Origin of the sequence: Paraglaciecola sp. 20A4 (genome assembly GCF_011378905.1) — a bacterium.
In the GTDB taxonomy this organism is placed as follows: Bacteria; Pseudomonadota; Gammaproteobacteria; order Enterobacterales; family Alteromonadaceae; genus Paraglaciecola.
Genome location: NZ_WTPY01000009.1, coordinates 99,529 through 126,395, shown reverse-complemented (window position 1 = coordinate 126,395; position 26,867 = coordinate 99,529). Strand labels below are relative to the sequence as shown.

Below are 26,867 nucleotides of genomic sequence, written 5' to 3'. Positions count from 1 at the left end.
AGTACGCGCTCCTTCGTGGCCATAACTTTAGTCGTATCTTCGCTACACTCTGCCGATTGTCATTTGATGAATAAGCAAAAACCAGACCATTATTTTGTTGTTCAGCAGGCGTAGTAGATTGAGATAAATAACACAATAGAAGCGACGTAATGGGCATAGTCATAGTATATGACTCACTTAACATAAATTATTTATCCTTTCGGATAATTGGCACCACGATAGTTTATGTCTAATCTGCACTTAGACAAACGCGAATAATAGGATAAGGAATGAGCACAAAGTAGAATGTTTGCTGAAAAAACACTTCATTATTTCTATTTCAGTCAATCATTGGTCAATTGATTCAGTAACTGATTTTACATAACGTCATCTTGGTTTAATATGCACCGATTCTAATATTAGAGCATCTGCGCAAAGTTATCGATGTACTGATTGATGGCATAGATTTCGCTTAACAAGATCCTTGCTGAATTTTTGCACGGCTTGTTTTCTACATTTTTCGAAGTTTTTTTCGCAGTTTTTTTATAACAAAGCGCTAATTTAAGCAGATAATTGATACACTTAGTTTCATTAAAATTGAATTTTAACCTTAATAAAGCAGAGATGATTGAATGAGTAAGACTAAATTAGCAACCGCTATGGGATTGGCATGTGTGTGTTCATCTTCATTTGCTCAAGAAGTAGGCATTGACTTAGGTGCGTTTGAATTAGTCCCTACCTTAACCACTAGCGTTGGTTTTAATGACAACGTAACGCAATCTCGAGGGGATGATGAAGAAATAGATAGCTGGTTTAGCGTTGTTACGCCTAGGTTTGTTTTGGTTAATAATTTTGGTTTAAACAGTTTACGGTTTGGTTATCAGCTTACTCGTGGGGATTACTTTTCAAGTTCTACTGATGACTATACCGATCATTTATTATTTGCTTCACTAGGGTATGAATTAAATAGCCGCCATCGCATTAAAACGAGTGTCAATTATGAAGATGGTCATGATAACCGCGGAACGGCTTTCTCTCGAGGCCGTGGTAATGAACTCACGTCTCCTGATGAGTATAAAGAAAGTGAAGTTGATTTTGTCTATTCGTATGGTGCACTCAGTGCACAGGCTCGACTGGATTTAACCCTCAATTACCGTGATTTAGACTATAAAATTAATACCGATGAATATAAATCTCGTGACCGCTCAAAGAGTGAAATCGGTGGTGTGTTTTATTATAGCGTTGGGCCAGCAACAGACCTACTATTAGAAACGACGATTACCGACGTCGAATATTCCTTCGTACCCGATGGCTCTGCGTCACGAGACAGTGTGGAAACAAGCTATTTAGTAGGGGCACAGTGGCAATCAACCGCATCCACTTCTGGCTATGCTAAAATCGGTTACCAAGACAAAGATTTTGACGCTGCTGGGCGCAGTAACTTTTCAGGTTTGAAATGGCAAGCCGGTGTTGTATGGGAACCGCTCGAACGTGCAACTTTTATCTTAGATACCCAAAACGAAGCCCGTGAAACAAATGGCGAAGGTGACTTTATTCGCCGTAAAGATGTTTCTGTAACCTGGCGTCATGAATGGCTAGAACGCCTAAGAACCGAAGCAGGCGTTGCAGTAGGCAGTGACAGCTACGAAGGCAGCGGGCGAACGGACGACATACAAGATATTAACTTAGCGGTTATTTATCAGTTTAGACGTTGGTTAACGTTCAATTTAGGTTACACCTACAGTGAACGTGACAGTAACCAAGATATTATTGACTACGATCAAAATATCTACCGTCTATCAGCTAAAGTGACCCTTTAGTTCTTATCTCTCTTGGAGTAAACATGAAAGTAAAATCGTTTTTTTGGCTGTGGCTAGTACTTTTTAGCACAGCTGCATGGTCACTCGACGCAAGTCTGAGTCAATATAAATTAGGCTCAGGTGATGTAATTAAAATCACTGTCTTTGGTCAGTCAGATCTATCGCTTACCACTAAATTACCCAACCATGGCGTTATAAACTATCCTTTTTTAGGTGATATTAGAATGATTGGGTTAACAGGGGCTGAACTCGAAGCCAAGTTATATGCTGGCCTTAAAGGCGACTACTTGGTTGAACCATCAGTATCTGTAACGGTAATTGATTATCGGCCCTTCTTTATCGATGGTGAGGTTAAGCGGCCAGGTGGTTACCCATATCAGCCTGGTCTTTCAGTTGATAAAGCCGCCGCTTTGGCTGGCGGTTACACCGAGCGAGCCTCAAAAACAAAAATTTTTATACGCAGGGAAAATGAGTCAGGTCAACAACAACAGTTGAATGCTCAGTCCACTGATGTGGTATTGCCTGGTGACATAGTTACCGTGCAGCAAAGCTTCTTTTAATAAAGGTATATAGATAACGATGTCAGCGCAATTAAATGGACAATTAGAGGCTAAGTTACTCGACTCAGAAACGATTGACTTAGGTCATTATTGGCAAACCGTTCGACGATATTTATGGCGGATTATTGGTTTAGCGGTTTTTATTACGGTGTTGGTTGCCCTTATCGTGATGTCAGTCACGCCGCAATATACCGCAACAAGTAAATTACTAATTGAATCAAAGCAAGCTAAAGTGCTTTCTATCGAAGAAGTGTATGGCCTTGATTCCAGTCGTAAAGAGTACTTTCAAACCCAATACGAAATTTTGAAATCTCGCCACATTGCCGAAAAAGTCGTCGAGAAGCTTAAGCTTTATGAGAATCCAACGTTTGCGCCTGGCTATGAAGCGAGCAAAGCGAATTTTGTGAGCAAGCAGTTAGCGGCGATTAAATCAGGTGTTATTAGCGCGTTGCCATTTTTACCGCAAAAAGAAATAACCGTATTAACGGAAGCCCAGCAACTCGAGCGTCGTAAAAGTTATGCCGCAGCGAAAGTAATGCAAGCGTTAGAGATTAATCCGCTTGTTAACACCCAGATCGTAGAAATTAGTTTTGAGCATGAAGATCGCCAGTTTGCTGCTATCGCCGCTAATGCTGTGGGTGACGTATATATCGAAAATTACCTTGAATCTAAGCTTGATATGACCACCAAGGCGACCACATGGTTGAATGAAAGCCTGCAAGGTTTACGTACTAAGCTATCTACCGCTGAAAAACGCTTGTCGCAGTTTTATGAAACCGAACAATTGGTTAATATTGACGGTGTTGTCGGCTTAGCGGCAGATGAACTCCAAGGCTTAACCCAGCAAATGCTCTCAGCGCAGACTGCTTACAACCGAGCTGAAACTCTTTACAACCAAGTTAACTCCGGTGCGACCATAGCTGAATTGGCTGACCTTCCTGAAGTGATTAATCATTCGTCAGTACAAAATGTTAAACGTGAACAAATCGGTGCGCAAAGTCGGGTATCTGAATTAAGCAAAGTGTTTGGCCCGAAGCATCCTAAAATGATTGCCGCTCAAGCAGAGTTACGTTCGATCCAAGACAGCTTAAACGATCAAATTCGTTCATTGGTTTCAGGTGTGAATACTGAGTTCAGTACCGCGAAACTTAAATTGGCAGCCCTTAAACAAGAGGTGAGCGTTAATAAAGAGAAATTCCGTAGTTTAACCAATCTTGAAAGCCGCCATAAAGCACTGCAACGTGAAGTTGATATTAATCAGCAACTATATAGTTCGTTTTTTACGCGTTTAAATGAAACCACAGAGCTGGGTGGGTTTGAGTCTGCTAATGCGCGCATGCTAGATTTAGCAGTGCCGCCGTCAGCGCCCTCTAAACCGAAAAAAGGATTGATTATCGCTGCGGCACTTATCGTTAGTTTAGGTTTTGGGGTATTTCTAGCAATAGCGATGGACGCACTAAATAGCGGTATTCGCTCGGTAGATGATGTTGAGCGCAAGCTTGGCCAGCGCATGTTGGGGTTAATTCCTTTGGAAACCCACAACAAAAAGAAAAATCTGGCCGTTCGCCATTTCTTTGATAGTAAGCGACATACGTTTAGTGAAGCGGTGCGTACCCTTCGAACAAGTTTACAGTTGCTGAATATTGATAAACCCTCAAAAACGATTTTGGTAACATCAAGCGTGCCCAAAGAAGGTAAGAGTACGGTTTCTATCAACTTAGCATTCGCTATGGGCCAGTTAAGCAAAGTATTATTAATGGACACCGATTTGCGTCGTCCTACGATTGGTAATCAGTTTAGTTTGCCAGGGTTTCAACCCGGTGTAGCGAATTTGATTGCAGGTACCCATACTCTGGAAGAATGTATTGTGACTGATGAAATGTCAGGTATTGACATAATATGTGCGGGTACAATGCCACCCAACCCTCAGGAACTGCTTGCGTCTGATAGCTTTAAAGCCTTGATGCAAGATCTTAAAGGTCGGTATGAGCACATCATAGTCGACAGTGCCCCCACACAAGCCGTCAGTGATGCTATTGTTGTGTCAAAAGTATGTGACTCGGTGGTCTATGTGGTTAAGGCTGACAGCACCAGTGACAAACTGATCACGAATGGCCTAAGTCGTTTCTTGCAAGTGGGTCATCGGGTTGATGGCGTGGTATTAAATCAAGTTGATTTGCGTAAAGCGAAAAAGCATGGTGAATACACAGGTTTTTATGACCAATACGGATACCACAGTTATAATACGGATACCAAGGCTGAACAGACGCAAAAATCTTGATCGACTTACACAGTCATATATTACCAGGCATAGACGACGGCGCTCCTGATTTAGCGGCGTCGTTGGCTATGGCTGAGCAGTCTGTTTCTGTTGGGGTGACACACATGGTGTGTACGCCTCATATACACCAGGGGTACTTTGATAACGATCCCACTTCTATTCACCAAGCCTATCAGTCTTTGGTTGCCCATTTGGCCAAAGAGCAATGCACCCTTAAGTTGTCTTTTGCTGCGGAACTTAGAATTACGCCTGATATTATGTTGTGGCAAAAAACAGGGCAAATCCCATTCATAGGGCGCTGGGATAATAAAGACGTTATGCTCCTTGAATTACCCCATAGTCATATACCACCCGGCACCGATAACTTACTTCGCTGGTTGTTAAAAAACGGAATTCAACCCGTTATTGCTCACCCTGAGCGTAATCGAGAGATCATGGCCAATCCCCTGTGCATTCATAAGCTTGAACGCTTGGGTTGTTTATTTCAGGTTACGGCAGGTGCCTTTATTGGACGATTTTCTGAGAAGGTGCGTGATACCGCTAAACTGTTTCTTGAAAAGAACGTTATTACCTATGTTGCGTCTGACATGCACAGTATCAATCGTCGCCCTAATGACATGGCAAAGGCGTATATGGAAGTAGCGGCACTAAGCGGAAAAGATCGCGCACAACGTCTATTTAAAACCACGCCATGGTTAATTTCCCAAGGTAATCAATGGCAATAGTCATTCCTCGCGGCTTAACACAAGCCCGTATGTTTATTAAGCACTACGTAGCGGTAATCAGTTTCGCAATACTCGCGTTAGTCTGTTTAATCGCAGCAATACGTTTTACAAGCGCAAGTTTTGATTACTACCAAGTACGGAATATTCTTGCTGCATGGCAAGAGCAAGGTAATCAGCAATCCCCCGAAGAGTACCAGCTAGCTAAGACGGCAATTCAGTCTGCTGTTAACAGCCAGCCTAGTCACCCTCTATATCAAGATTTGATGGGCCAAGTTTACGAATGGGGAGCCATCGCGGGTTATGAAGACCAAGAGCAAGCACTCAAGGCTGCCAAAGCACATTACTTACAATCAACCCAGTTGCGACCTTTATGGCCAGTGACGTGGGCGTCATTAGCCATGATAAAATGGCGTCAGCAGGAGTTTGATCAACAAATGCTAACCTATTTGCAACGAGCAAGTGAACTGGGGCCTAAAAAACCTGAAGTGCATTTGTTGTTTGTGCAATTGGGCATGGCACTGTACGCCAGTAATCACCCGATGTTATTGCGTATTCGTGAAGAGTTTTATCATAGGATCAGCATGGGCCTGCGTGACGCGAAAAGTCGAGGAAAAGTATTGGCATTAATCAAGCAATATGCAGCTAATAAGCGAGTCTGCCGCTGGCTAAGAAATGAGCCCCCATCAATTAAGCGCATGATCCCGCAATGTTCTAACAGTAAACGAAAAAGTAAATAACAACCTAATACCTAACTAATACCCAACCGCTGAATTGCGACATTGCACGGGATACATTTAGCTTTTAAACCAATCCCAAACACCAAATGAATAGTCTGGTAACAAGTCGATACCTGCAGCTGATTTCAATAGATACAACAATAAAACACCCATCACGGCGGAAAATGTAAAGAATACCGCTAACAGCACAGCGTTGACAAAACGACTTGCTCGCAACTGCGAACGGGTCATATTACGGTGGTTTTTTCCGGCAAGTATTACGTAATAATAGCGATACTTAAACCAAGATATCGTGCCACGCAAATCAACCGAGTGATGACCCCATTGGCGGCTGCTGACGGCGTTTCTAAGGTGTGATAGCTGTTCTTCACTAAACGACGTTTGCACTGAGCGAGGCATGCGCTCAAGTAAATTAACGATAGCCGGGTCTTCTTCAATCGGGCCACTAAATTTTTTATTCATATTGTCACCTTCTTAGAACGGCGCTTTTTACCTGTAGTCATTTTTAATTGATTAATCAACAAAGATAAGGCTAAGAAAACCACAAAGTAGCAAGCATTCGCCGGCGCTTGCAAAGGAAAGTCCACGGTCATATGTATGGCCATGCCAAGCATGGCCATACAGCAGGCAAACGCGGTGCCTTTAAAAATCGAAGGCCTTCGCTTGCGCATGGCTCTCACGCTTTTTAAAAAGCACCAAATTACCAGTAAGGCTAATAACAGCGTTGCGGGTAGGCCATATTCAATGCTCATTTGCAGATAATCATTATGGGCATGATCATAAAAAGGTTGAATGTTAGCGACTTTGTAGCTCGGAAATGAGCTATAAAAACTGCCGCCACCCGTGCCAAATAACGGGAAATCCTGCAACATAGGTAAAGAATCAATTACCACTTCATCGCGGCCTTCTTGGGCAAAACTGGTGGCTTCTAAGCGCTCCTGTACTTTGTCTAAACCGAACCATGCTCCAACAATAAATACGTCTATAACAAACATACTGATAATCAAGATAGACAAACTGCGACTGCGGTTTTTAATCATCACCAGCGCCAAAATACCAATGATCGTCATGGATGCGAAAAATGCCGTATTACCCATACGCGAGCGCGACATAACCAATGCAATTACCATAATCGCTAAGCTAATACGTATCAGCGCTTTGCTGCCCAGCAGAGTCGATATAATCGAGCGCATTAGATCTCGCCGAGTGCCACCTTGATTACTTTGCAGGGTAGCCACCATTAAACCGATACCCGCCGATAAACACAGCATTAAAAAATTTGCATAGTGGTTTTTATACACAAAGCTACCGGTAGAGACGTCTGCTACTGGTAAACCAAAGAGCAAACTGTAATGGGTGCCAGATAAAATTTCCAAGGTCCCGTACAATGCTTGTATTGCACCGCTGGCCAATAAGGTGAGTAAGAGTAAACGCAGACGCTTTTCGTTATTAATAAGTACCAGGACTACGATAAGCAAACAAAAATAACTCATGGCTTTAAGCAGATTTATCTGACTTTGACCGACATCCATAGATAAATGAAACTGCGTGACACCTAATCCCCATTGGGTTTCGTAACTAACTGGACTTAAAAATGCCACGACTTGCCCAGGAAGCGGGATCACTTGTATTGTGGCCAAAGCTAAAAAAGCTAGCCATAAGCCGATAGGCAGCCTATAAGCACGCAAACCCATCCACGGCTGTTCTTTACGTAAAAAAGCACATGTCAGTGACAGGCAGAAAATCACTAGCTCCATTAATCCCCAAGCCCAAGGTCTATTTGAGCCCAGTGGAATAGGCAGCCAGATAAGCAAGCCTAACAAAGCATAAAATGCGTAGTTATGAAGTTTAGTGTTCAAACGATCCCTTGGTGCATATTTATGTGCTTAGATTATAGCGAGCTGGTATTAAGTTAATGATTATAAACAAAAAAGCCAGGTTTAAAACCTGGCTCTTAAAAAATTAGATAAGCGATTAATTTGTCGAGGCAGTCGTATCTCCGCCGCCAGCACCACCCGCACCAACACCCGCACCCGCTGGTGTTGCGGCCACATCTACATTAGCGCCTGCAGCGGTAGCAGATGACACAGTGGTAGGGTCAGCACCTGCGGCAATCGCCGCGAGTAGGGCATCATTAGGCTCGATTTCACCTGTAATAACCGCTGCGTCAATCACGTCTTGTGCAAAACTGGGGTATAGCGTAACGGCTAATTGAACAACATCGGCAGCATTGCTAGGGAATGCCTCAATAGCGCCCTTGGTAGTATCGGTTAGTTTATTAAAACTCACCATATTGCTCATAAAGCTAGCACTAATATCTTTATTTAAACCAACAATTAACCGAGCAGTGCCACTTAGTGATGAGCCATCTTCTTTAGTTATATCGCCAATGGTTTGACTCACCGCGTCATCTAGGGATACGCCGTTATTAACTAATTCCACGATCGCCATATGAATGGCACGACCTGGTTGATTAGCATCGCCAAAAAAAATACTTTCTGATGCATCAGGTTGCGCTGCATTGGTAACGGGCTGTTGGATTTTTGTATCTGCCTGTTGGGCTATGGCGACAGGCGCGGTCATGGCGCAAGACAAAAATACACAGGTTAATAAACGTCGCATATAAAGCTCCAAAATAAAAGGTTGTGAGAGCGTATCCCACTAAAAACTGCCCCATAATAGGTTTTGTTGTTCGATAAAGCAACATCAGCTACTGTCATAATGGTAAAATAACGAACCTTATCAGTGGTTTGCTACTGGTCAATATTTTTATATAACGCAGCTACGAATAATTTTTTTACCAATGTAAATAAGGGCTTATAGTGATTTCAAAAACCTAAGCTGTTAATTTATTTAGCCGTTTGCCAGTACAAATAGTAACACCTCATACTTTAGTATCGGTGGGCTTACCAATGTAATATCCCTGCAAGTAGTCAACGAATAGCTCCTGTAAACATTTAGCCTCAGCCTCACTTTCAACCATTTCGGCGATGACCTGAATATTTAAACCGTGAGCAATATTGACCAACGACTGCACAAATAACTGATTGTCGGGTTCATTGTGAATATTGCGTACAAAACGCCCATCTATTTTTAAATAATCTGGTCGAATCTTTCGCAGATGGGTAATGGCGGCTAATTGAGCACCAAATCGTTCAACGGTTATTCTTACGCCGCGGTCTTTTAATTGCTCAATTAAGCGTGCTAAATCTGGCGTGCCATTAACCAATGCGCGTTCGGGTACTTCTAATACGAGTCGCGCGCAGGTAGCTTTGTCATCAGGTACCGCGTGTAAAAGCCACTGATGAAAGCTAGTCTGGCTGAGCGATAAACGCGATACGTTCAAGCCTATGGCTTGCGGGTGGTCGATTAGCTTAGTAAGGGCGCTAGCAATCAATAGTTCATCTAACTTTTGCGCATAGTTAAGTCGAACCGAAGCTGGCACCAGTTGCCCCATGGGTAAAAAGTGTTCTGCTTCACCCGTGCTAAAACGCGCAAACCACTCAGCGTATAATATGCCACCCTGCATATCCTTAATCGGTTGGGCAACAAAATCTGCCTGGTTCTGCTGCAAAATTGTATTTAACTGAGTTCGCCATTGGGTATTGCTGTGCAATACATCTTGTTGATGGGCCAATTGCCATCTCTGTGTGGTCACACTGGCACCTGCTAGGGCATTATCGGCGCGTTCAAGTATATCCGTTCGAGAATCACCAAAGCTAAAAGAGCCGACACCCACATGGGCGGTACCCAGTCGGTATTCGCTTCTTTCTACCGCATTAAGCTGGGCAATAATGGCTTGAGTAAATGTAATACACGGCTGTTGTGCGGTGTCTTCTAGCAATATCACAAAATCAGCCCCGGAAATACGATACAAGGTGCCATTTAACGTTGGCTGGGCGAGCAGATTTTGTAACTCTTGGCTAACCAATTTTACGTACTCATCACCGGCTTGGTAACCTTGTTCATTATTCACTTCACTGAGGCTACTTAAGCGAATCAGTAACAAATAGCCCTGGGAATGTTGTTCGCCATCCGTCAAAAGTTGCTCGAAGGCCAGTTCAAATGCGCGGCGGTTCGCAACGCTCGTTAAGGTGTCTTTATAGGAATGATCACGGTAACGTTCCGCTTGATTAGTCAACTGAGTAAATAATTTGGCTAATTGCGCCGACATACGGTTTACCGCCAGTACAATACGTTTTAGCTCTGGCGTACGCGGAATTCGACTAATTTGCTCAAATTGTTGTTTGCTGATCCTATCTGCTTGTTTGACGACAGCCAATAAAGGGGTAGTGATCATGGTGACTAATCCATAGAGTAAGACCAACGCACCAATAAATACCGCGGATATCATCCAAAAAGACTGCACCGCGTTCTGCCATAACTGCTGATAGCCAAAGCCGGGGTGACTTTGCACCATTAACGTACCGGCCATTGTCCAGCCGTCATTTACATCAGTAATACTTTGAGGCGTATTAATAGGTAATAGTTTGCTAAACCATGCAGGCACCCCTTCAACACTGCTGGGGTTTTGCTTTTCGATTAAAATCTGCTGGTTGGCATCGCGTAACACCATGCTTTGATAAAAGCCCCGGTCGAAAATCGCGTTCATCATGGTATCTACAATCGGTAAATCGTCAGGCTCAGCCGCATATGGCGCAATTGACAACCCCAAAGAGGTGGCAGTATCTTGCGCGTGTGACGCAAGCTGCTGAGCCACGAAATCCCGCGTGTTGTTTACGTTGATCCAAAGCGTGCCTATAAACACCAATATCAGCACTGCCAATAGACTTAATCCAAGTTGCTTAGACAGCGGCATAAAATATTTCCTTCAGCATCATTATTCGCTCACCTGCATGCGTTTGTTTAAATCGTTCCATAAATTATTATTGCCTCCTTGCTGTACTTTTTGCCCGCGCCCTTGTTCTTTTGCTAGCCACAAGCCGTCACCATTAAAGCTGTATACGGGCAGCAAATCACGGCGGCGAGAAGCCGGTAAAATACGTCGGTTAATATTGTCGAGCACCAAAGGCACTGAATTAGGCTCTTCATAATAGGCCAACACCATATGGGCCTGCCTCAAGCGTATTGCAGTAACGTACATTAAACGCAGTTTTTCAGCGGGTACGCCCAATTCTTTCAAACTAAAGTACTTTGCTATAACAAAATCTTCGCAATCGCCACCGTGGGTGGCAAGAAACTCCACTGGCGTCGCCCAGTAATCGTCTTTGCCCCAATGCTTGATATCATCGACAAAATCTAATTCATTGAAAAAGTTGTTCACCTGATACAGCTTTTCGTCTATAGATAAATTATGGCTATCGTTTAGCAATTGCTGCCAATCTTGCACACGCTCGAGTGCATCGTCATCGTATTGACTACGAATTTTATCAAACAGCACTTCATTAAACGCAATGTTGCTATCAGCTGCAGCGCGCAACATGAATAAAAACAACATTGTCGAGATAAATAAGTATAAATAACGCATATATCTAAGCGAAATCCTCTACCTGGCTAATACTAAGGCTAGGGTAATTCGTGTAAACCAGATTAATCTGAAAGGCCAATGCGACAATCAGCGACCACTCATGTCATAATAATTAAATGCTCGCAGATTACGCTAATATTAAATAGGAATACGTATAATATGCTATCAATAAGCATGTTTAACACGTTAACTTATTTTCTGATTTTAAGGTAACCTGTATACTATTTACAAAAATGTCTTTAACTGTTACAGATTTGCGGGCCCATTAATATTATTTTGGTATCTTTTTTGCTTTATTCTTCTCTTGGCCTTAAAGCACGAATATTAAAAGAGTAAGAAAAAAGGCTGTGCCACAGATTTTATGTCGAGCAGCGGCGTTTAATTAGTTTGTTTCACGGCCGCAATAACACATTAACAAACAAGTGTAATCATGCATTGCTGCAACTAAAGCAATATGGATTTTGATTTAATTTAGAGATGTAGTATTCAATGTACAATTACAACAACAAATCTATCGCCTTCGTGATTAATTCCCTTGAGGGTGGCGGAGCTGAACGCGTTATTTGCACCTTACTACGCATCATGCAAGACACATTTACCGCTGCAAATTGTAAAATTTACCTGGTATTACTCGATGATCTACCTGAAGAACAGCAATGCCCCGATTATGTTGAAAAAGTCACCTTAAGCGCAAAGGGTAAACTAATCCCCAGCTATCGCCAATTGAACCAGTGGGTTAAGCACAATAAGCCTGATTTATTGGTTAGCTTCTTAACGCGCAGTAATATCGTCAGTACCATTATTGGCAAGCGCCACAAAATTCCATCAGTGATCAGTGAAAGAGTAAATACTAGTAGCCATTTTGCGACATCTCGCAGCGGGTTTATTAGCAAGCTAATGGTGAAAATGGTTTATCCTCAAGCCTCATGTGTGGTGCCTGTATCTCAAGGTGTCATGCAAGACCTAGTCGAGAACTACGCGGTACCCCAATCTAAGTGTACCGTGATGTATAATGCATACGACCAAACTGTATTGGCTGAGAAAGCCAGCCAACCGGTAACTGATTTACCGCAAAAACCGTATTTCATTGGTATTGGCCGATTAGTGGCGAACAAAAATTTCACTTTAATGATCAAAGCCTTTGCAAAAAGTAACAGCGAGCGAGATTTAGTTATTTTGGGCCAAGGGCCTGACATGTCGGTGCTAAAGGCACTCACTATTGAACTGGGTGTTGATTCAAGAGTGCACTTACTCGGCTTTAGGGAAAACCCCTATCCATATTTAGCCCATGCAGACTACTTATTATCAACCTCGAATGCCGAAGGGTTCCCCAATGGCATTGCCGAGGCAATGTGTTTAGGCAAACCGGTTATTGCGACTAATTGTCAGTCTGGACCCGCAGAAATTTTGACTGGCGACAATACTACCCAAACGACTAATTACGTGGCAGCACAGCACGGTATATTATGTAAACTTGGTGACATAAACGCAGTATCTCAAGCGATAAACGCGATGGAATCAGGCGATAATATCGCACAATACCGTATTAAAAGTCAGCAACGCGCGGCTTCTTTTACTTATCAATCTATGCAAATTACTTTTATTAACTTGGTTCAAAAAGTAATGACTACAAACTTGAAGGTGTAAATGTTGTTCCTATAAATATTGAAGGAGAGAATACAATGATTAAGACAAAATCAGACTATTATCATTATTTAGAACAAGATCGTTTAGCGCTGAACTTAAAAGGGACATTAAAAGAGCGATTAACCCACGACATTTGGCGTTTTGAAAAAGCATTGCGTAAGCTTGAATTTGTAAAGAATACAGCGTCAAACATTGTGACAAAAAGTTATGCAGTTTATTTGCAACTAAGAGTTAGAAAGTTAGGCAGAAAATTGGGCTTTTCGATACCGACCAACGTATTTGGTCCTGGTTTGTCTATCGCCCACGCAGGCACAATAGTAATCAATGGTAAGTGTAAAATAGGCGCGAATTGCCGCATTCATGTGTGTGTTAACGTCGGCGGCGGATTAGCAAAAAAAGCAAACCCGCCTGTAATTGGTGACAATTGTTATATTGGCCCAGGGGCAAAAATATATGGCGACATTACAATCGGCAATAATGTAGCAATAGGGGCAAACGCTGTGGTCAATAGAACATTCGGCGACAACCTGACCCTAGGGGGAATACCAGCGCAAGTTATTGCTGAGAAAGGGCCGCTGGATATTTTAAAAAAATCACGTGTAAACCTAACTAGCGACTCAGGTAGTAATTAATGATGAACACGGTAAAAAAGTTGAGAATTCTGGTTTATGTTTGAGATTGTAAAAATCGTTATGGCTTTGATTTGCGGGTTGCTCGTATTTAAAACCTGCAAAAATATTTCTAATAAATACCTGCTATTTTTAGTTATCGCTTTATCGCTGCGGTACACGCTGTCTGCATTTCATCAAATTACTTACGACCCTTTTATTGCGGGTTTTTCGATGAATGCGTTGGGGTCAATATCGATGGTGCTACTGGGTATTTTAATATTGCCCAATGTGACGTTCCGTTTGCGCCAATATCTAATTTTTTACGCTTTTTTTGCGGTTATTATCATCAGTGGAATGGTAAACCAAGAATACAAAGGTTTAATCAACGTATTAGTGAAGTGGGGTTACTTTTTCGTGTTAAGTGCCGCTTTGTTTTTAGCTCTACGTCTACAACCGCCTAAAATCGTTTTTAAAGTACTTTTAGTACCATTTTTGTTACCTCTGTCACTGCAAATTTTGTCAATCCTGCTGGGTGAAGTTAAGGCGACTGAAGCGGATGGCTCAGCCAGTTATATCGGTGGCTATAATCATGAGGCTGCCTTTTCTATGATCATCGTTGGTTTCATTTTAGTGCTCGGTTGGTTAGAGAGAAAAACTATTCGATTTCACGCGCCAATATTTTTTATCGCGGTATTTCTATTGGTATTAGTTAATTATCGTACGTCTATGTTAGCGGTATTGCCCGTCGTGCTTATTTTTATTCTTACTATGCTAAGTGAGCGATTCGAATCGAAATACAAGCTACCTATTTTGGCGTTTGCCTCTATTCCAGTCATTATCATTGGCTTAGTAATATCGTCTAGCTTAGCTGAGCGTTTTAGTGACATTACCTTAGTATTCACTAACTTCGACAGTTTACTAAAAGCACCAATGTATTATTCAGATGCAGATCAAGACATATTCTCGTCGCGAGTGTACCTATGGAGCCAATATCTTTACGCCTTCTTTACCTCCGATTGGTTAAATCAAATCGTGGGCTTAGGGCCTGAACACTGGGATGGGCTCTTTAGTCACTATGCTCATAATGCTTACGTGTCATATATTTATGAATACGGGTACGTAGGTATCACGCTTTTCTTAGGCATGAACTTCTATTTGCTGAAGCAGGCATTAAATAATCAATCAAAAGTGCTGGGGAAGAAACTCTTTTTCTCAGTTATTGGATTAATGGTCATGAGCCTTTCTACTATGCCTTTATGGAACATCGAAGGGCTGATTTGCTATGCGCTGATAGCCGGCGCTATTTTTGCCAAAGGACAGCCACCAATATCCCAAGAATTTACTTAAACGAGAATCGATGTAGATACATCCATTTTGCAGTCATTCGTTCGCCTGCTTGAATTTGAAGCAGCTAACGAATAGAGCGTTAATTAAGATTAAAGGTGATAGCAGTATGAAATTATGTGCGATCGGATTACGGGGAATACCTGATGTTATGGGCGGTATAGAATCCCATTGTCAGCAGCTCTATCCTAGATTAGTGGCCCAGGGTGCCGAAGTGACTATACTCGCGCGATCCCCTTACGTGGAAAATAAGCCTTACCAATACCAAGGAGTAAAAGTCATCCCTGTATGGGCGATGCGTCATAAATTTTTAGAAACTTTTTTACATACTTTTGTCGCGATATTTTATGCCCGTTTGTTTGTGCACCCTGATGTCATCCACTTACATGCAATCGGGCCAGCGCTGTTCACGCCATTAGCCCGTTTATTAGGTATGAAAGTCGTGGTGACCCACCACGGCGCCGATTACGACCGCCAGAAATGGAATGGCCTAGGCAAAGGTGTACTTAAAACCGGTGAGGCCATGGCTATTATGTTTGCTAATAAAATTTTAGTGGTTGGCAAATCATTGACTGACCGACTGCAGCAGCAACACCCTAAGCAAGCCCATAAAATTGAATTCGTGCCTAACGGTGCAATTGCCGATTTTGATAGCAATGTTACTATCGACGATTTGTCTGCCACCGGCCTTGGCCTAGAGGCACAAAGCTACATTGTGGCAGTGGGGCGTTTTGTCCCAGAAAAAGGTTTTCATGACCTAGTAAAGGCCTACTTATTGACCGATATTCCACAAAAGTTAGTGATTGTGGGCAGCACCGATCATCAAGACGATTATTCGCGGGAGCTTCTCAAGCAAGCGTCAGAACGCGTAATTTTCGCCGGACGCCGAGAAGGTAACCAATTAAAGGCGCTGTATAAATTTGCTAAGCTATTCGTATTGCCTTCTTATCACGAAGGGTTACCTATTGTTGCGCTTGAGGCTATCAGTGCAGACACCCCAGTTTTACTAAGCGATATCATGCCAAACCTCGATATAGAGCTAGACGCACAGAACTACTTTAAAGTGGGCGATCATGCTGACTTAGCCAAAAAGCTAACGCAAGATATACCTAAAGCACCAAAAGCCGATATCTTAGTAAAATACGACTGGGACAAAATTGCCCAGCATTCATTGCTATTGATTAACCAAACGGTAAAAGCGTCATGAGCGAACTCAGTGAGCAAGGTAAAAGAATTAAAATTGCCGTTATTCACCCCGAATGTGGCATAAGTTGGAATGGCGGCTCACAAATCAGTGCCTATGAAATGGCCGAGCACTTAGCTGCGCATTATGATGTTGAATTACTGTGCGGTAAAAAGGTCGGTACCGTCAGTGTTGTTTTGCCTTGCATACCAAGGGGGCGTTCTGCAAATTGGCTTGCCAACTCTTATATCGGGGGCATTTTTCGTAAAATGTTTGGTTACCCGGGTATGGTTATCGAAGCCGCTACTAGCTTTTTCCCTTATTTATTTCATCTCTTAAAGTCTAAACCGGACGTCGTCTACCCAAATAATGATTACGGTGGTTTAGCTATCGCGTGGGTATTGAAACGCCTGATTGGCAGTAAAATTCTCTACACAGAACGAGCAGGCCTATTAAGTGATGGGCACGTACTAAAGCGCAACATGAAATTTAAGCCTGATCATTTAGTCGTATTCAATGAAGATACAGTACAAACTGTTAAAGGCTGGTACCCGAATCAAGCTGTCAGTGCTATACCCAACGGTGTCGACCTCAGCAGGTTTTCAACCCAAGGTAATACGTTTGATTTTAAATTATCAGGTAAAATAGTGTTGTGCGTAGGCACATTGAACCGCAAAAATCACAAGCGTATGGAATTGGTTATCAAAGCAATGGCAAACGTCCCTCAAGCAAGTTTAGTGCTGTGCGGCGATGGTGTAGATAAAGACTACTATATTGCACTGGGTCTTGAGCTTTTAGGTGAAGACCGCTTTATACAAATGTCATTGTCTTTTGATGAAATGCCCAAGCTCTATCGCAGTGTTGACTTGTTTACCTTGCCCTCGGCTAATGAACCTTTTGGTCGTGTGTACCTAGAAGCATTAGCCAGTGGCACACCAGTAGTCGCGCCTGACGATGCTATGCGTCGCACTATTATCGGCGAAGCTGGTATTGTATGTGATGTTGAGAACCCCGAACATTACGCACAAGCCTTAAAGACAGCATTAGTAACCGATTGGCAGCAAAAGCCATTAGCCCAAGCGAGCAAATTCAGTTGGGCTGCGGTGGCGCTGCAATATAAAGAGATCATTGATAAATCACTTATGAATAAAAATTCCTAATTTAAAACAGATTCTCGTTAAGTTTGTAATGAATGCTCAACACGGAGGTAACGTATGAAAGTATCTTCATTTCGTTATGACATAAACGCACTGAGGGCATTAGCGGTTTTGAGTGTGGTTTTATTCCACTTCTTTCCCACTAGTTTGCCCGGTGGATTCGTTGGTGTGGATATATTCTTTGTGATTTCTGGCTTTCTTATGACCAGTATCGTAGTCAGCAGAGTCAGAGCAAAGCGTTTTTCATTGCTCGATTTCTATCGCTCGCGTTTGTATCGAATCGTCCCAGCACTGCTGGTGTTATGTTTGTTGGTGTTTATTTTCGCGCTGTTGTTTGTCGATCCGATAACCCTCAAGTCGATAGGTAAGCATATATTATCGTCATTAGGTTTCTTCTCTAACTACGTTTACAACGCAGAAAGTGGTTACTTCAGTGATAGCTCAAGATTGAACTGGCTGTTACATACTTGGACCTTGTCGGTCGAATGGCAGTTTTACTGCGTGTACCCACTTTTAATTTTATTTGGTTACATGTTAGGGGGTGAACAAAAGCTTAAACTTCTGCTAGGGGTAACACTGTTAATGAGCCTAGGACTGGCGATTTATCAAGGGATTGCTGGCGACCGAGTTGCTTTCTTTCTACTTGAATATCGTGCGTGGGAGTTGATTCTAGGCGGATTTATTTACTTTGTGAGGGCGCCACCTCAGTCAAAGACGGTATTTTTACAGTTGGTAGGTCTTGGTTTTATAGCTCTTGCCATTTTTATCTTTTCAGAAAGCATGATGTGGCCTAGCTACTATGCGTTATTGCCAACGATTGGTGCCGCGCTAATTATATATGCAGCAAACAGCCAAAGTAAGTTGATGACAAATTCTGTCACGCATAAGCTGGGGCTGTGGTCATATTCGATTTACCTCTGGCACTGGCCTATTGTCGTTGGATTGGTTTATTTTGGTTTTGATCAGACTCAAAATTTCATCATCGGGTTAATCAGTTCGATTGCAGTTGGAGCGCTGTCGTACCACTTCATAGAAAGTAAAATATCTATGCCAAAAAACCTACCACAAGCGACCATTAAAGCCTTGGTATGGAATAAGTTGGTATTTTTCACGCTGGTGTTAGGGACCATTGGGCTATTAGCATTTAAGACGAACGGTTTTATGTTCAGATTTGATCAAACCACTGAAAACATCGTCGAAAGCGTTAAGGCCAGCCCGAATCGAAACAAGTGTACCTCGTCGGACTCTGACTACATTGAACCTCAAGATGGCTGCAAATTTAATCTAGCGAAACAAAATTATGCCGTGTTTGGCGACAGCCACTCAATTGAGTTGGCGCAGGCGATGTCGGTAGCGCTGCGAGACAGCGATATAGGGCTGCACCAATATAGTTATTCTGCATGTGGCCCAGAATATCAGCGACGTGATACTGCGACCTTGTGTGAAAAATGGACCAATTCGGTTGTCGAGTCCATCGCAAACGACACGACGATTAGCAAAGTTATTATTATCTATCGTATGTCATCTCATTTATTTGGCAGTCATTCTACTTATTACCCCGAAATTAGCGATAATAGCTCTGATGAGCAAAGAGAAATCATCATCACATCCTATAAAACTATGATTGACGCCCTTATCGCTTCAGGTAAAAAAATCATATTGGTTGCACCTGTACCCGAATTAGGCGAATCCGTGAAAAAAATGCTTAAGGCAAGCCTTTTAAAGTACGGTGAAATTAAGCCAATCAAAGTTGGTACGAGTAGAGATTATTATAATCGGCGCAATGAATATTTTTTAAACGTGCTTGATAAACTTTTCGTGAATAATAAAAACATTGAGATAATATATCCCAGCAATTTCTTTTGCGACAGCAAGCTTTGCTATGAGGTAAAAGGCGGGAAATCAATTTATTTTGACGATGATCACATGTCGATGCATGGTGCGGGTATAATCGTCAACGCGGTACTTGAAACAATTAAGAAACCAAGTAACTAAACTAGCTATTACGCGTTGCACGCGTAACAAAATCTGATGTTTAAACGCTCTTACGGAATGTTTTAAATAAAATTAAAGGCTGTTTTAATTTGAATACTGATATTAAAAATTATAGTTTTACCGTCGTTATCACGACTTACAACCGACCCGACTACCTACTTGAGTCGCTCAAAGGGGCGCTTAATCAAACAGTAAAACCAAAAGAAATTCTAGTTATTGATGATTTCTCATCTAAAGACTATCAACCTGTATTAGAACAGTTTGACCGCAGCGCATTTCAATATATCAAGTTAAAAGAGCCATCAGGCGCAAACGTGGCCCGAAATACCGGTTTAGAGATGGCTACAGGCGATGTTATCGCGTTTCTTGACGACGATGACGTGTGGGATACTGATTATCTAGAACAGCATTTAGAGGCACTGCAAACTGCCGATGCAGTAACGTGTGGCTTTCGGTTTTTAGAAAACCCAGAAAAAACACGTATCAATCCTATCGTCAATATTACCCAAGAGGTTATAAAAAACGGCAATAAATTCTGCGGTATGAGCGGCGTGACCTGCAAAGCTGATTTAGCCAAAAAGCTTAAGTTCGACATCGAACTGAAAAATAGCCAAGACTGGGATTTCTTCGTACGCATTACCCTTGAAGGCGCCAAATTCGTCAATATCCCTAAACCTATATACAACTATCGCCGTGGGCATGTAAGCATCTCTACCGAGGTGAAAAGTATGCCCATTGAAAAGGTATATCCAAGATTAAAAGCCTTTAAAAAGCATAGAGCCTTTTTAGGTGCACATGCCTACAGTGAAAGGGTGTCAGAACAAGTGTTGAGTTTTATCGGTGAAAAAAATAATAAGCTGCAATGGATTAATGTGTCAATTAAAGAAGCCGGTTTTGTAGCCACCTGGAATGCCCTTATCATGCGCAGACTAATGCCCAAAATATTAGGCAAAAGTAAAAAGTCTTAAGTGTAAAAATAATTAATAAAGCTGATCATCAGTAGCGTTTGATAATAAGATGCTCGAAAGATCCGATAAGTAGTGCGTATGAATGTATATTTCTATCCAACACGAAGTAAAAATAAATTTTTAGATTTGAATACGGCGTTGTTAGGCAGCATGAACTATTCAGTCAAAAAAGTAGATGTATCTTTTATTATTGATTTATTGCGCTTTAAAAAAGACAGTGTTGTAGTGTTAAACTGGGTGGAAGACCGCGTGTATGGGCGATCCTATAAAACTGTTTTTCAATATTTTTTTAATATGGTCGCGCTGATCGTTTTTTCTAAGCTGTTGGCTAAGAAAGTCATTTGGATTAGGCATAACTTTTTGCCCCATAATGGAACTAAAACTAACTACCGGTATAAGTTTATATGTGGCCTGTATAAGAGGATGGGGATTAAACCTGTAGCCTTAGAAAATTATTATTCGTCCCCAGCATTAGTGCATCCCCTATATAAATCAGATGCCGCTTTAATCGAAGCGATAAATATGTCGGAATCATTGGATCAAAGACTTAAGCCATCGGTACTTTTTTTTGGTGCGGTAAAACCCTACAAAAATTTGCACGACATACTGGATACTTGGCCAAAAGACCTACCGCTTACTATAGCGGGTCGTTGTAGCGATTCGGTTTACAAAGCTTTACTAGTTGAAAAAATTGATCGCCGGGAGTTGCAGGTTCAGTGGATAAATAAGTTTCTGCACACAGAAGAGCTAAACGACCTACTGAAACAGATCCAATTCGTATTACTCCCTCATGCGGATTCGACTGTTATCAGTTCCGGGGCGTTTTATCATGCAATTGGTGAGGGATGTAATATTATTGCCAACGACACCCATTTTGGCCGCGCAAAAGCATCACAACACAAATTTGTAAGCATTCTCGATCCGTCGATTATCTCACATGAATATTTAACCGCTATTTATCAAGACCGAGCACAGGTTATGCGAGAAGCGCTAGCGTGTTACGGCGAAAAGCAGGTGTCTGAAGCGTGGACTAACGTACTGTCGTCGAAACATAGCTAAATACCCGATACATAAGGAAACAAAGTGGATCCCAGCGTTAACCCAACATTTGAGTCACTAAAAATCAGCGTGCTGATACCGGTTTATAATGATATTAGTCGTATCGAAGCCTGTTTAGAATCGCTTGAAAAACAAAGCATGCCGCGAAAAGACTTTGAAATTATCGTCATCGACAATGGCTCAACCGATGGTACCTACGAGCGGTTAATAAAAATAGCAGCCACAAATACTAATGGTGGTTTCACTGTAACTCAGTGTCTTACGCCAGGATCTTATGCTGCACGTAATCATGGTTTAACCCTAGCGAGCGGGCAATATGCAGCCTTTACCGATTCTGATTGTATTGTATCTGTCGATTGGCTAAGTACCCTGGTAAGTGTCATTGAATCACCGTCCTATGATGCCCTCAATGACGTGATAGTGGCGGGTAAAATGACTTTCTTCCCGGATCCAAACAAGCATACAGAACAAAGCGCTATTGACTTTGAGAACTTGTTTTCCATGAAGCAAGATCAAAATGCGAAAAACGGTAAATGCATTACAGCTAACTTTTTTTGCTCAATGGCCTTGTTGCATAAATACCAAGGGTTTGACCAAAAGTTAAAATCTGGTGGTGATGTGGAATTAAGCACCCGGGTGGTAAAAGGCGGTGGCCGTGTTATTTATTGCGAAGATGCGCTGGTGACCCACCCATCACGAAATATCGCTGAGCTGTTAGTTAAACGCCAGCGCATTATTGGTGGCACTTGGGATGCACAGTTATCAACCAGTGGGGCGGGGCCAAAGCTGAATTTTTGTTGGCGCTTACTCAAGATGTTTTTAGGCCGCAGCAAAAAAGTGCTGACTAGTAGGTCATTGTCTCTCGCTCGGCGGTTTAAGTTGCTTTATCTGCTCTTACAGATTATGACCATCAGCTTATCGGAGCTAATTAAGTTAATGTGGGGTAAAGAGGCAAACAGAGCCTGAATAAAATAGTGACGGCAACAAATAAACAGTAAAATACATAGCGTTAAAAATATCACTGAAACACACACATTAAATAGATGAGTAAATAAGCAATGTCACTTAAAAAGCAAGCCACAAAAGGCAGTATGTGGATATCAATTACCCGCACAGGCATGAACGTCGTAGACTTTATCGTTTACGCTTATTTGGCGCGCATTTTGACCTTGGAAGAATTTGGGGTCGTCGGGTTTTGTTTACTCTTTATCGAGTTTGCTAATACCTTGGTTAATGCAGGGATCAATCAAAACTTAGTTCAGCGTAAAACCTGGGATGATAATTATGCTTCTAGCACCATGACGTTTGTCTTTGGTATGGGGTTATTAGTTGCTGCTTTTTTGGTTTTTGTTGGCGCACCTATTGCGCATTATTCTTATTCAGACGTAGCGGCCTATGTGGTAGCCAGTTTAGCGCCTATCACTATCATCATGAGTTTACAGGTGGTTGTGACAGGTAAATTGCTGCGAGAATTTAAAAATAAAGAGATGGGCACGGCTAAGTTTATTGCCACAGTGTTGTCAGGCATCTTAATCATCATATTAGCGGAATTGGGTTACGGTCTTTGGTCGCTAGTGATAGGTAAATTAGTCAGTGCGTTTCTTGAATTTGGATTCTTAACTTATGTGTCTAAATTTAAACCTAGATTTCACTTCAATCGTGCCGATAACAGGGAGCTAATCGATTTTTGCTTACCTTTACTGTGGACATCGATTCTAAATTTTACCAACCGGAAAGTTAGCAGCATTTTAACTGGTGTCGTGTTAGGTCCTATTAGTTTTGCCCTATTAACCGCTGCCAAAAAAGGTGAATTGGTACTTACCCAAGTCACATTAAGTTCGATCAATACTATGGTCGTACCAAGTTTTTCACGAGTGAAAGATACCGCAAGTATTGGGGAACTATATATAAAGTTAGTCGCTGTCACGGCTACTATCGTACTGCCTATATTTATGGGATTAGCGGCCATAGCCGATCCATTTGTCGTCGTCGCTTTTGGCGAGAAATTTAGTGAAAGCGCCGTCTACATGAGTATTTCTTTATTTACTATGCTTCCCTCTGTATTAGGGTGGTTTCTTTCTAATTTGTTAATATCTAAAGCAAAAACTAAAGAAGCATTTCAATTAAATGTATTAAATATAACCAGTAACTTTGTTGTAGCGACTTCAACAATATGGTTTGGAGTAACGGTAATGTTGACTGCCTTAGTGATAACTAATTTTCTTATGTTACCTATACGTTTTTACGTCGTGACTCGCCACATTGCGATAGACTTTAAGAAACTTCTTATTACCACTTTCCCCCAATATTTTAGCGCTGTCGGTATGTATTTTTGTGTAGAAGCAGCCAAGCCTTATTTGGATGAAGCAATTGGCAATGATCTTCTGTTATTGGCAGCATTAGTGGTGACAGGTGGGATTGCGTATCTCTTTTTGTCTTTTGTGGTATTTTACAAAAATACAATGGGGCAAATTGGCGAGATTAAAGAAATGTTTTCGAAGAAAAAGGTTAAAGCAACTGTTTAATGGTAAACCTCTGCCTCGAGCTGGTGAGTGTAGGGGATGCTTTATGTTCGTAGTTGATTGGCGTATTGTGTTTTTTATACATTGCTCAGTGCTGTTTTGAGTGGAATTGCACCACCACATAATACAAATTTAAAAAGTGCTGAAATCGGTCTATTCCCTTTACAGCGATAGGAAAATGAATGAAAGTTTTACTTGTTGGAAATCATACTTGTGGAAATCGCGGTGACGCGGCAATTTTAAGAGGTTTAATCGCTAGCCTTAAAGTGAACGAGCCGTCAATCGAGCTTACGCTTGTAACTAGGTTTCCCACTAGCTCTGAATATTTGTTAGGCGAGTCCTTTCTACCGGACACCTTGCATCAATTTCACAGTAAGCGAGTAGGTGGAATTAAAAAAAGGTTTCAACGTTACTTTAAAAAAACGCTATCTGAAAATTTACACGAGAGGGTAAAAAATAAAAACAGTGCTGATCTGCCTCCACATATTCAAGAATACTTAACTTTCTTAAAACCATATGATGCTGTGATTCAAGTCGGCGGTTCTTTCTTTGTTGATTTGTATGGTTCAAAACAATTTGAGCATTCACTTTGTGCGCTTATTGCTGGCAAGCCTTTATTTTTACTCGGTCATTCGGTTGGACCATTTCAAGATGACGATTTTAATAAAATCGCTAAAACGGTATTTAGCCAAGCCCAAGATGTCTCACTCAGAGAAAGCGTGAGTAAAGACTTGATGGTTGAAGCTGGCTTAATGTCAGACAAAGTTAGCGAAGGGGCAGACACAGCATGGTTGGTGCCAACAAGTCATGATATGCCGGCCAATTATACCCATTATTTTGCCCAGCGGCCTGTAGTCGCGATTACATTGCGAGAGCTTAAGCCCTTTGATAAACGCTTAGGTATTAAGCAAGCAGATTATGAAACTGCTTTTGCTGAGTTAGCAAAAAAACTAATTGCTGATGGATTTGATATTTTAGCGCTGTCCACATGTACTGGCATCGACAGTTATACAAAAGATGACAGAATGGTTGCATTTAGAGTACAAAAATTAGTGGCTGATGATAGTCACTTTAATGTTGTAATGGATGAAGTTAACGATGTGGAACTCGGTGTATTACTCAGTGGTTGTAAATTGACAATTGGTACTCGTTTACACAGTGCTATTATTTCTAAGAATTTTGGTACAGCAGCGATTGCCTTAAACTACGAACATAAATCTTTAGGGATCATGCAGCAACTCGGATTAAATGATTTTTCTCGAACAGTACATAGTTTGTTCGACGACACGCTTTACCAATTTGCAAAATCCTTGCTCGTTGATAATAAGCTCTCAGAGTATAACGTCGAAAAACAGGTGCAATTAGAGCGAGAAAAAGCTGATAAAATGATTGTGGATTGTATTGCCAAGATTAAAGCTTTTTAACCATTAAAAATAATAAAGGGATACCTTATCGGGTATGCCCTAATATTAATTCACAGTCTCATCCTGAAATACCTTGAGTAAAGCTAATAACTTTATATCAACTCACTAAGGTCTTTGGTTAATATTTTTGCATTGAATTGCTCAGTAACATGTTTCAATGCACTGAGCTTTATGACCGACAAATCTTGTTGATGCGCGATGAATTCTATTGCGTTTGCAATAGCCGTCGCATTTCTCTCTGGCACTAAAAATCCTGTTTGTTTGTCTTCGATGAGCTCTGGTATACCACTGTGGACGGTTGAAAGCGCAATCACACCAGAGGCCATCGCCTCCATTAAGGAAACAGGTATTCCTTCCATATCGCCATGTTTATCTGTTACCGAAGGCAACAAAAATATATCCGTTTTAGTTAATGCCTCAGCAACAAATTCTGATGGTTTGGGTCCATGAATGGTAATTTTTTCTCGTGATTTATAATTTGTCATTTGAGCTATTAATTGTTTCTCTAATTCACCGCCGCCAATAATGTCGTAACGAACATCAATATTGCATTGCTCAATGGCTTCTAAGGCATAGGTCAGCCCTTTCTTCTCTGTAGCTCTTGCAACTGATAATATGCGTATTGGATTACTAAGCGGTCTGTCTTCGAATTTGAAGCGTGTCACATTAACTCCCATATGCAAAACGCGTATTTTATCGTTCGCAATACCTAACTCATTCAGTCGCTTGGCCCATAAATTACTGATGGGTAATAACAATCCTGGTGCATCTCCCAGTTTTTTATAATAACCAGACCAAAACGCTAACTCTTCAAATTCGCTGATTTCGTAGCCATGAAAGACCGTCAACAGTCGGCCTACAATAATCTTGCTCTGCATTAAGTGGTTTGCCAGCACCCCCATATTGCCAAAGTGCGCAATAACGGTATCTGCTTGTATAGTTTGATAATCATGCGCCGCAACGTGAAAAACATTAGTCGCAAGGGACAATTTACGCTTAACCACCAGACGGGCACCTAGGGTAAGTAACGACCACTTACGAGGTGCAAATAAGCAGTTAGCAATGCTACTTAAAACAAGTTTTATCTTCTTTTGCCCATTGTTATATCGATTATCGTCGTTCACTAAAAATGAAGTTCGCGAGAGCAGGTTATGCCGAGCGATATTAGGCATTGAATTCAGTTCCATATCACCTTTTGTAATCGCCAAAATATTCACGTCATGCCCTTCGTCTAACAAATCATTAATTTGATTGATAACAAATGTTTGTGACAATACAGGGAAACTCTTAACGAAAAATAAAACCTTCTTTTTAGATATATTAGGCAACTTGGTATCCTGATTTTCTTTGTTTGATTGTCGTGATAG

General features: G+C 41.6%; 22 protein-coding genes. 16 read left to right on the top strand and 6 right to left on the bottom strand.

Annotated features, from left to right (window positions below):
- Positions 1–611: 611 nt before the first annotated feature.
- The 5 genes from GQS54_RS11430 to GQS54_RS11410 are packed head-to-tail and all read left to right on the top strand — an operon-like array spanning position 612 to position 6,102.
- Complete coding sequence (locus tag GQS54_RS11430) at positions 612–1,799, top strand: outer membrane beta-barrel protein (RefSeq protein WP_166424114.1); 1,188 nt, start codon at positions 612–614, stop codon at positions 1,797–1,799.
- 23 nt (positions 1,800–1,822) lie between these two features.
- Positions 1,823–2,359: a polysaccharide biosynthesis/export family protein gene (locus GQS54_RS11425; protein WP_166424113.1), complete on the top strand. Its 537-nt coding sequence runs from the start codon at positions 1,823–1,825 to the stop codon at positions 2,357–2,359.
- 19 nt (positions 2,360–2,378) lie between these two features.
- A complete protein-coding gene (locus GQS54_RS11420; protein ID WP_166424112.1) occupies positions 2,379–4,640 on the top strand; it encodes a polysaccharide biosynthesis tyrosine autokinase in 2,262 nt (753 codons plus the stop codon).
- A complete protein-coding gene (locus GQS54_RS11415) occupies positions 4,637–5,365 on the top strand; it encodes a CpsB/CapC family capsule biosynthesis tyrosine phosphatase (RefSeq protein WP_166424111.1) in 729 nt (242 codons plus the stop codon). The genes GQS54_RS11420 and GQS54_RS11415 overlap by 4 nt, the downstream gene beginning before the upstream one ends.
- A complete protein-coding gene (locus GQS54_RS11410) occupies positions 5,356–6,102 on the top strand; it encodes a VpsP family polysaccharide biosynthesis protein (protein ID WP_166424110.1) in 747 nt (248 codons plus the stop codon). Before GQS54_RS11415 ends, GQS54_RS11410 begins: the two co-directional genes overlap by 10 nt.
- 57 nt (positions 6,103–6,159) lie before the next feature.
- Here the strand turns inward: GQS54_RS11410 and GQS54_RS11405 are convergent, their stop codons facing one another.
- The 5 genes from GQS54_RS11405 to GQS54_RS11385 all read right to left on the bottom strand — a co-directional run bounded on the left by GQS54_RS11405 (position 6,160) and on the right by GQS54_RS11385 (position 11,590).
- Positions 6,160–6,564: a 3-phosphoshikimate 1-carboxyvinyltransferase gene (locus GQS54_RS11405; protein ID WP_166424109.1), complete on the bottom strand. Its 405-nt coding sequence runs from the start codon at positions 6,562–6,564 to the stop codon at positions 6,160–6,162.
- Positions 6,561–7,961: an O-antigen ligase family protein gene (locus GQS54_RS11400; protein WP_166424108.1), complete on the bottom strand. Its 1,401-nt coding sequence runs from the start codon at positions 7,959–7,961 to the stop codon at positions 6,561–6,563. Before GQS54_RS11400 ends, GQS54_RS11405 begins: the two co-directional genes overlap by 4 nt.
- Positions 7,962–8,076: 115 nt before the next feature.
- Positions 8,077–8,724, bottom strand: coding sequence for a hypothetical protein (locus GQS54_RS11395; protein ID WP_166424107.1), 648 nt, complete (start codon positions 8,722–8,724; stop codon positions 8,077–8,079).
- Between the two features lie 262 nt (positions 8,725–8,986).
- Entirely contained in the window at positions 8,987–10,921 is a 1,935-nt protein-coding gene (locus GQS54_RS11390) for an EAL domain-containing protein (RefSeq protein ID WP_166424106.1), read from the bottom strand.
- 21 nt (positions 10,922–10,942) lie between these two features.
- Complete coding sequence (locus GQS54_RS11385; protein WP_166424105.1) at positions 10,943–11,590, bottom strand: transglutaminase-like cysteine peptidase; 648 nt, start codon at positions 11,588–11,590, stop codon at positions 10,943–10,945.
- Positions 11,591–12,079: 489 nt separating this feature from the next.
- Between GQS54_RS11385 and GQS54_RS11380 the strand changes: the two genes are divergently transcribed.
- The 11 genes from GQS54_RS11380 to wcaK all read left to right on the top strand — a co-directional run bounded on the left by GQS54_RS11380 (position 12,080) and on the right by wcaK (position 25,500).
- The gene (locus GQS54_RS11380) at positions 12,080–13,237 is read left to right on the top strand and encodes a glycosyltransferase (RefSeq protein ID WP_166424104.1); all 1,158 of its coding nucleotides are present in this window, start codon (positions 12,080–12,082) and stop codon (positions 13,235–13,237) included.
- Between the two features lie 35 nt (positions 13,238–13,272).
- Positions 13,273–13,869 carry a serine acetyltransferase gene (locus GQS54_RS11375; RefSeq protein WP_166424103.1) on the top strand — a complete coding sequence of 199 codons (597 nt, stop codon included), beginning with the start codon at positions 13,273–13,275 and terminating at the stop codon, positions 13,867–13,869.
- A 36-nt stretch (positions 13,870–13,905) separates the two neighbouring features.
- Positions 13,906–15,195 carry an O-antigen ligase family protein gene (locus tag GQS54_RS11370; RefSeq protein WP_166424102.1) on the top strand — a complete coding sequence of 430 codons (1,290 nt, stop codon included), beginning with the start codon at positions 13,906–13,908 and terminating at the stop codon, positions 15,193–15,195.
- A 106-nt stretch (positions 15,196–15,301) separates the two neighbouring features.
- A complete protein-coding gene (locus GQS54_RS11365; protein WP_166424101.1) occupies positions 15,302–16,399 on the top strand; it encodes a glycosyltransferase family 4 protein in 1,098 nt (365 codons plus the stop codon).
- Complete coding sequence (locus GQS54_RS11360; protein ID WP_166424100.1) at positions 16,396–17,535, top strand: glycosyltransferase; 1,140 nt, start codon at positions 16,396–16,398, stop codon at positions 17,533–17,535. Before GQS54_RS11365 ends, GQS54_RS11360 begins: the two co-directional genes overlap by 4 nt.
- 54 nt (positions 17,536–17,589) lie before the next feature.
- Entirely contained in the window at positions 17,590–19,527 is a 1,938-nt protein-coding gene (locus GQS54_RS11355; protein ID WP_166424099.1) for an acyltransferase family protein, read from the top strand.
- Between the two features lie 89 nt (positions 19,528–19,616).
- Positions 19,617–20,495, top strand: a complete 879-nt coding sequence (locus GQS54_RS11350; RefSeq protein ID WP_166424098.1) for a glycosyltransferase family 2 protein — start codon at positions 19,617–19,619, stop codon at positions 20,493–20,495.
- A gap of 78 nt (positions 20,496–20,573) precedes the next feature.
- Positions 20,574–21,554 (top strand): hypothetical protein, encoded by a 981-nt coding sequence (locus GQS54_RS11345; protein WP_166424097.1) that lies wholly within the window; start codon positions 20,574–20,576, stop codon positions 21,552–21,554.
- 24 nt (positions 21,555–21,578) lie between these two features.
- The gene (locus GQS54_RS11340) at positions 21,579–22,520 is read left to right on the top strand and encodes a glycosyltransferase family A protein (protein ID WP_166424096.1); all 942 of its coding nucleotides are present in this window, start codon (positions 21,579–21,581) and stop codon (positions 22,518–22,520) included.
- A 92-nt stretch (positions 22,521–22,612) separates the two neighbouring features.
- Entirely contained in the window at positions 22,613–24,079 is a 1,467-nt protein-coding gene (locus GQS54_RS11335) for an oligosaccharide flippase family protein (RefSeq protein ID WP_166424095.1), read from the top strand.
- Between the two features lie 179 nt (positions 24,080–24,258).
- Positions 24,259–25,500, top strand: coding sequence for a colanic acid biosynthesis pyruvyl transferase WcaK (wcaK, locus tag GQS54_RS11330; RefSeq protein WP_166424094.1), 1,242 nt, complete (start codon positions 24,259–24,261; stop codon positions 25,498–25,500).
- A 92-nt stretch (positions 25,501–25,592) separates the two neighbouring features.
- On the opposite strand, the gene GQS54_RS11325 is transcribed toward wcaK, so the two are convergent.
- A complete protein-coding gene (locus GQS54_RS11325) occupies positions 25,593–26,828 on the bottom strand; it encodes a glycosyltransferase (protein WP_166424093.1) in 1,236 nt (411 codons plus the stop codon).
- Between the last annotated feature and the right edge of the window lie 39 nt (positions 26,829–26,867).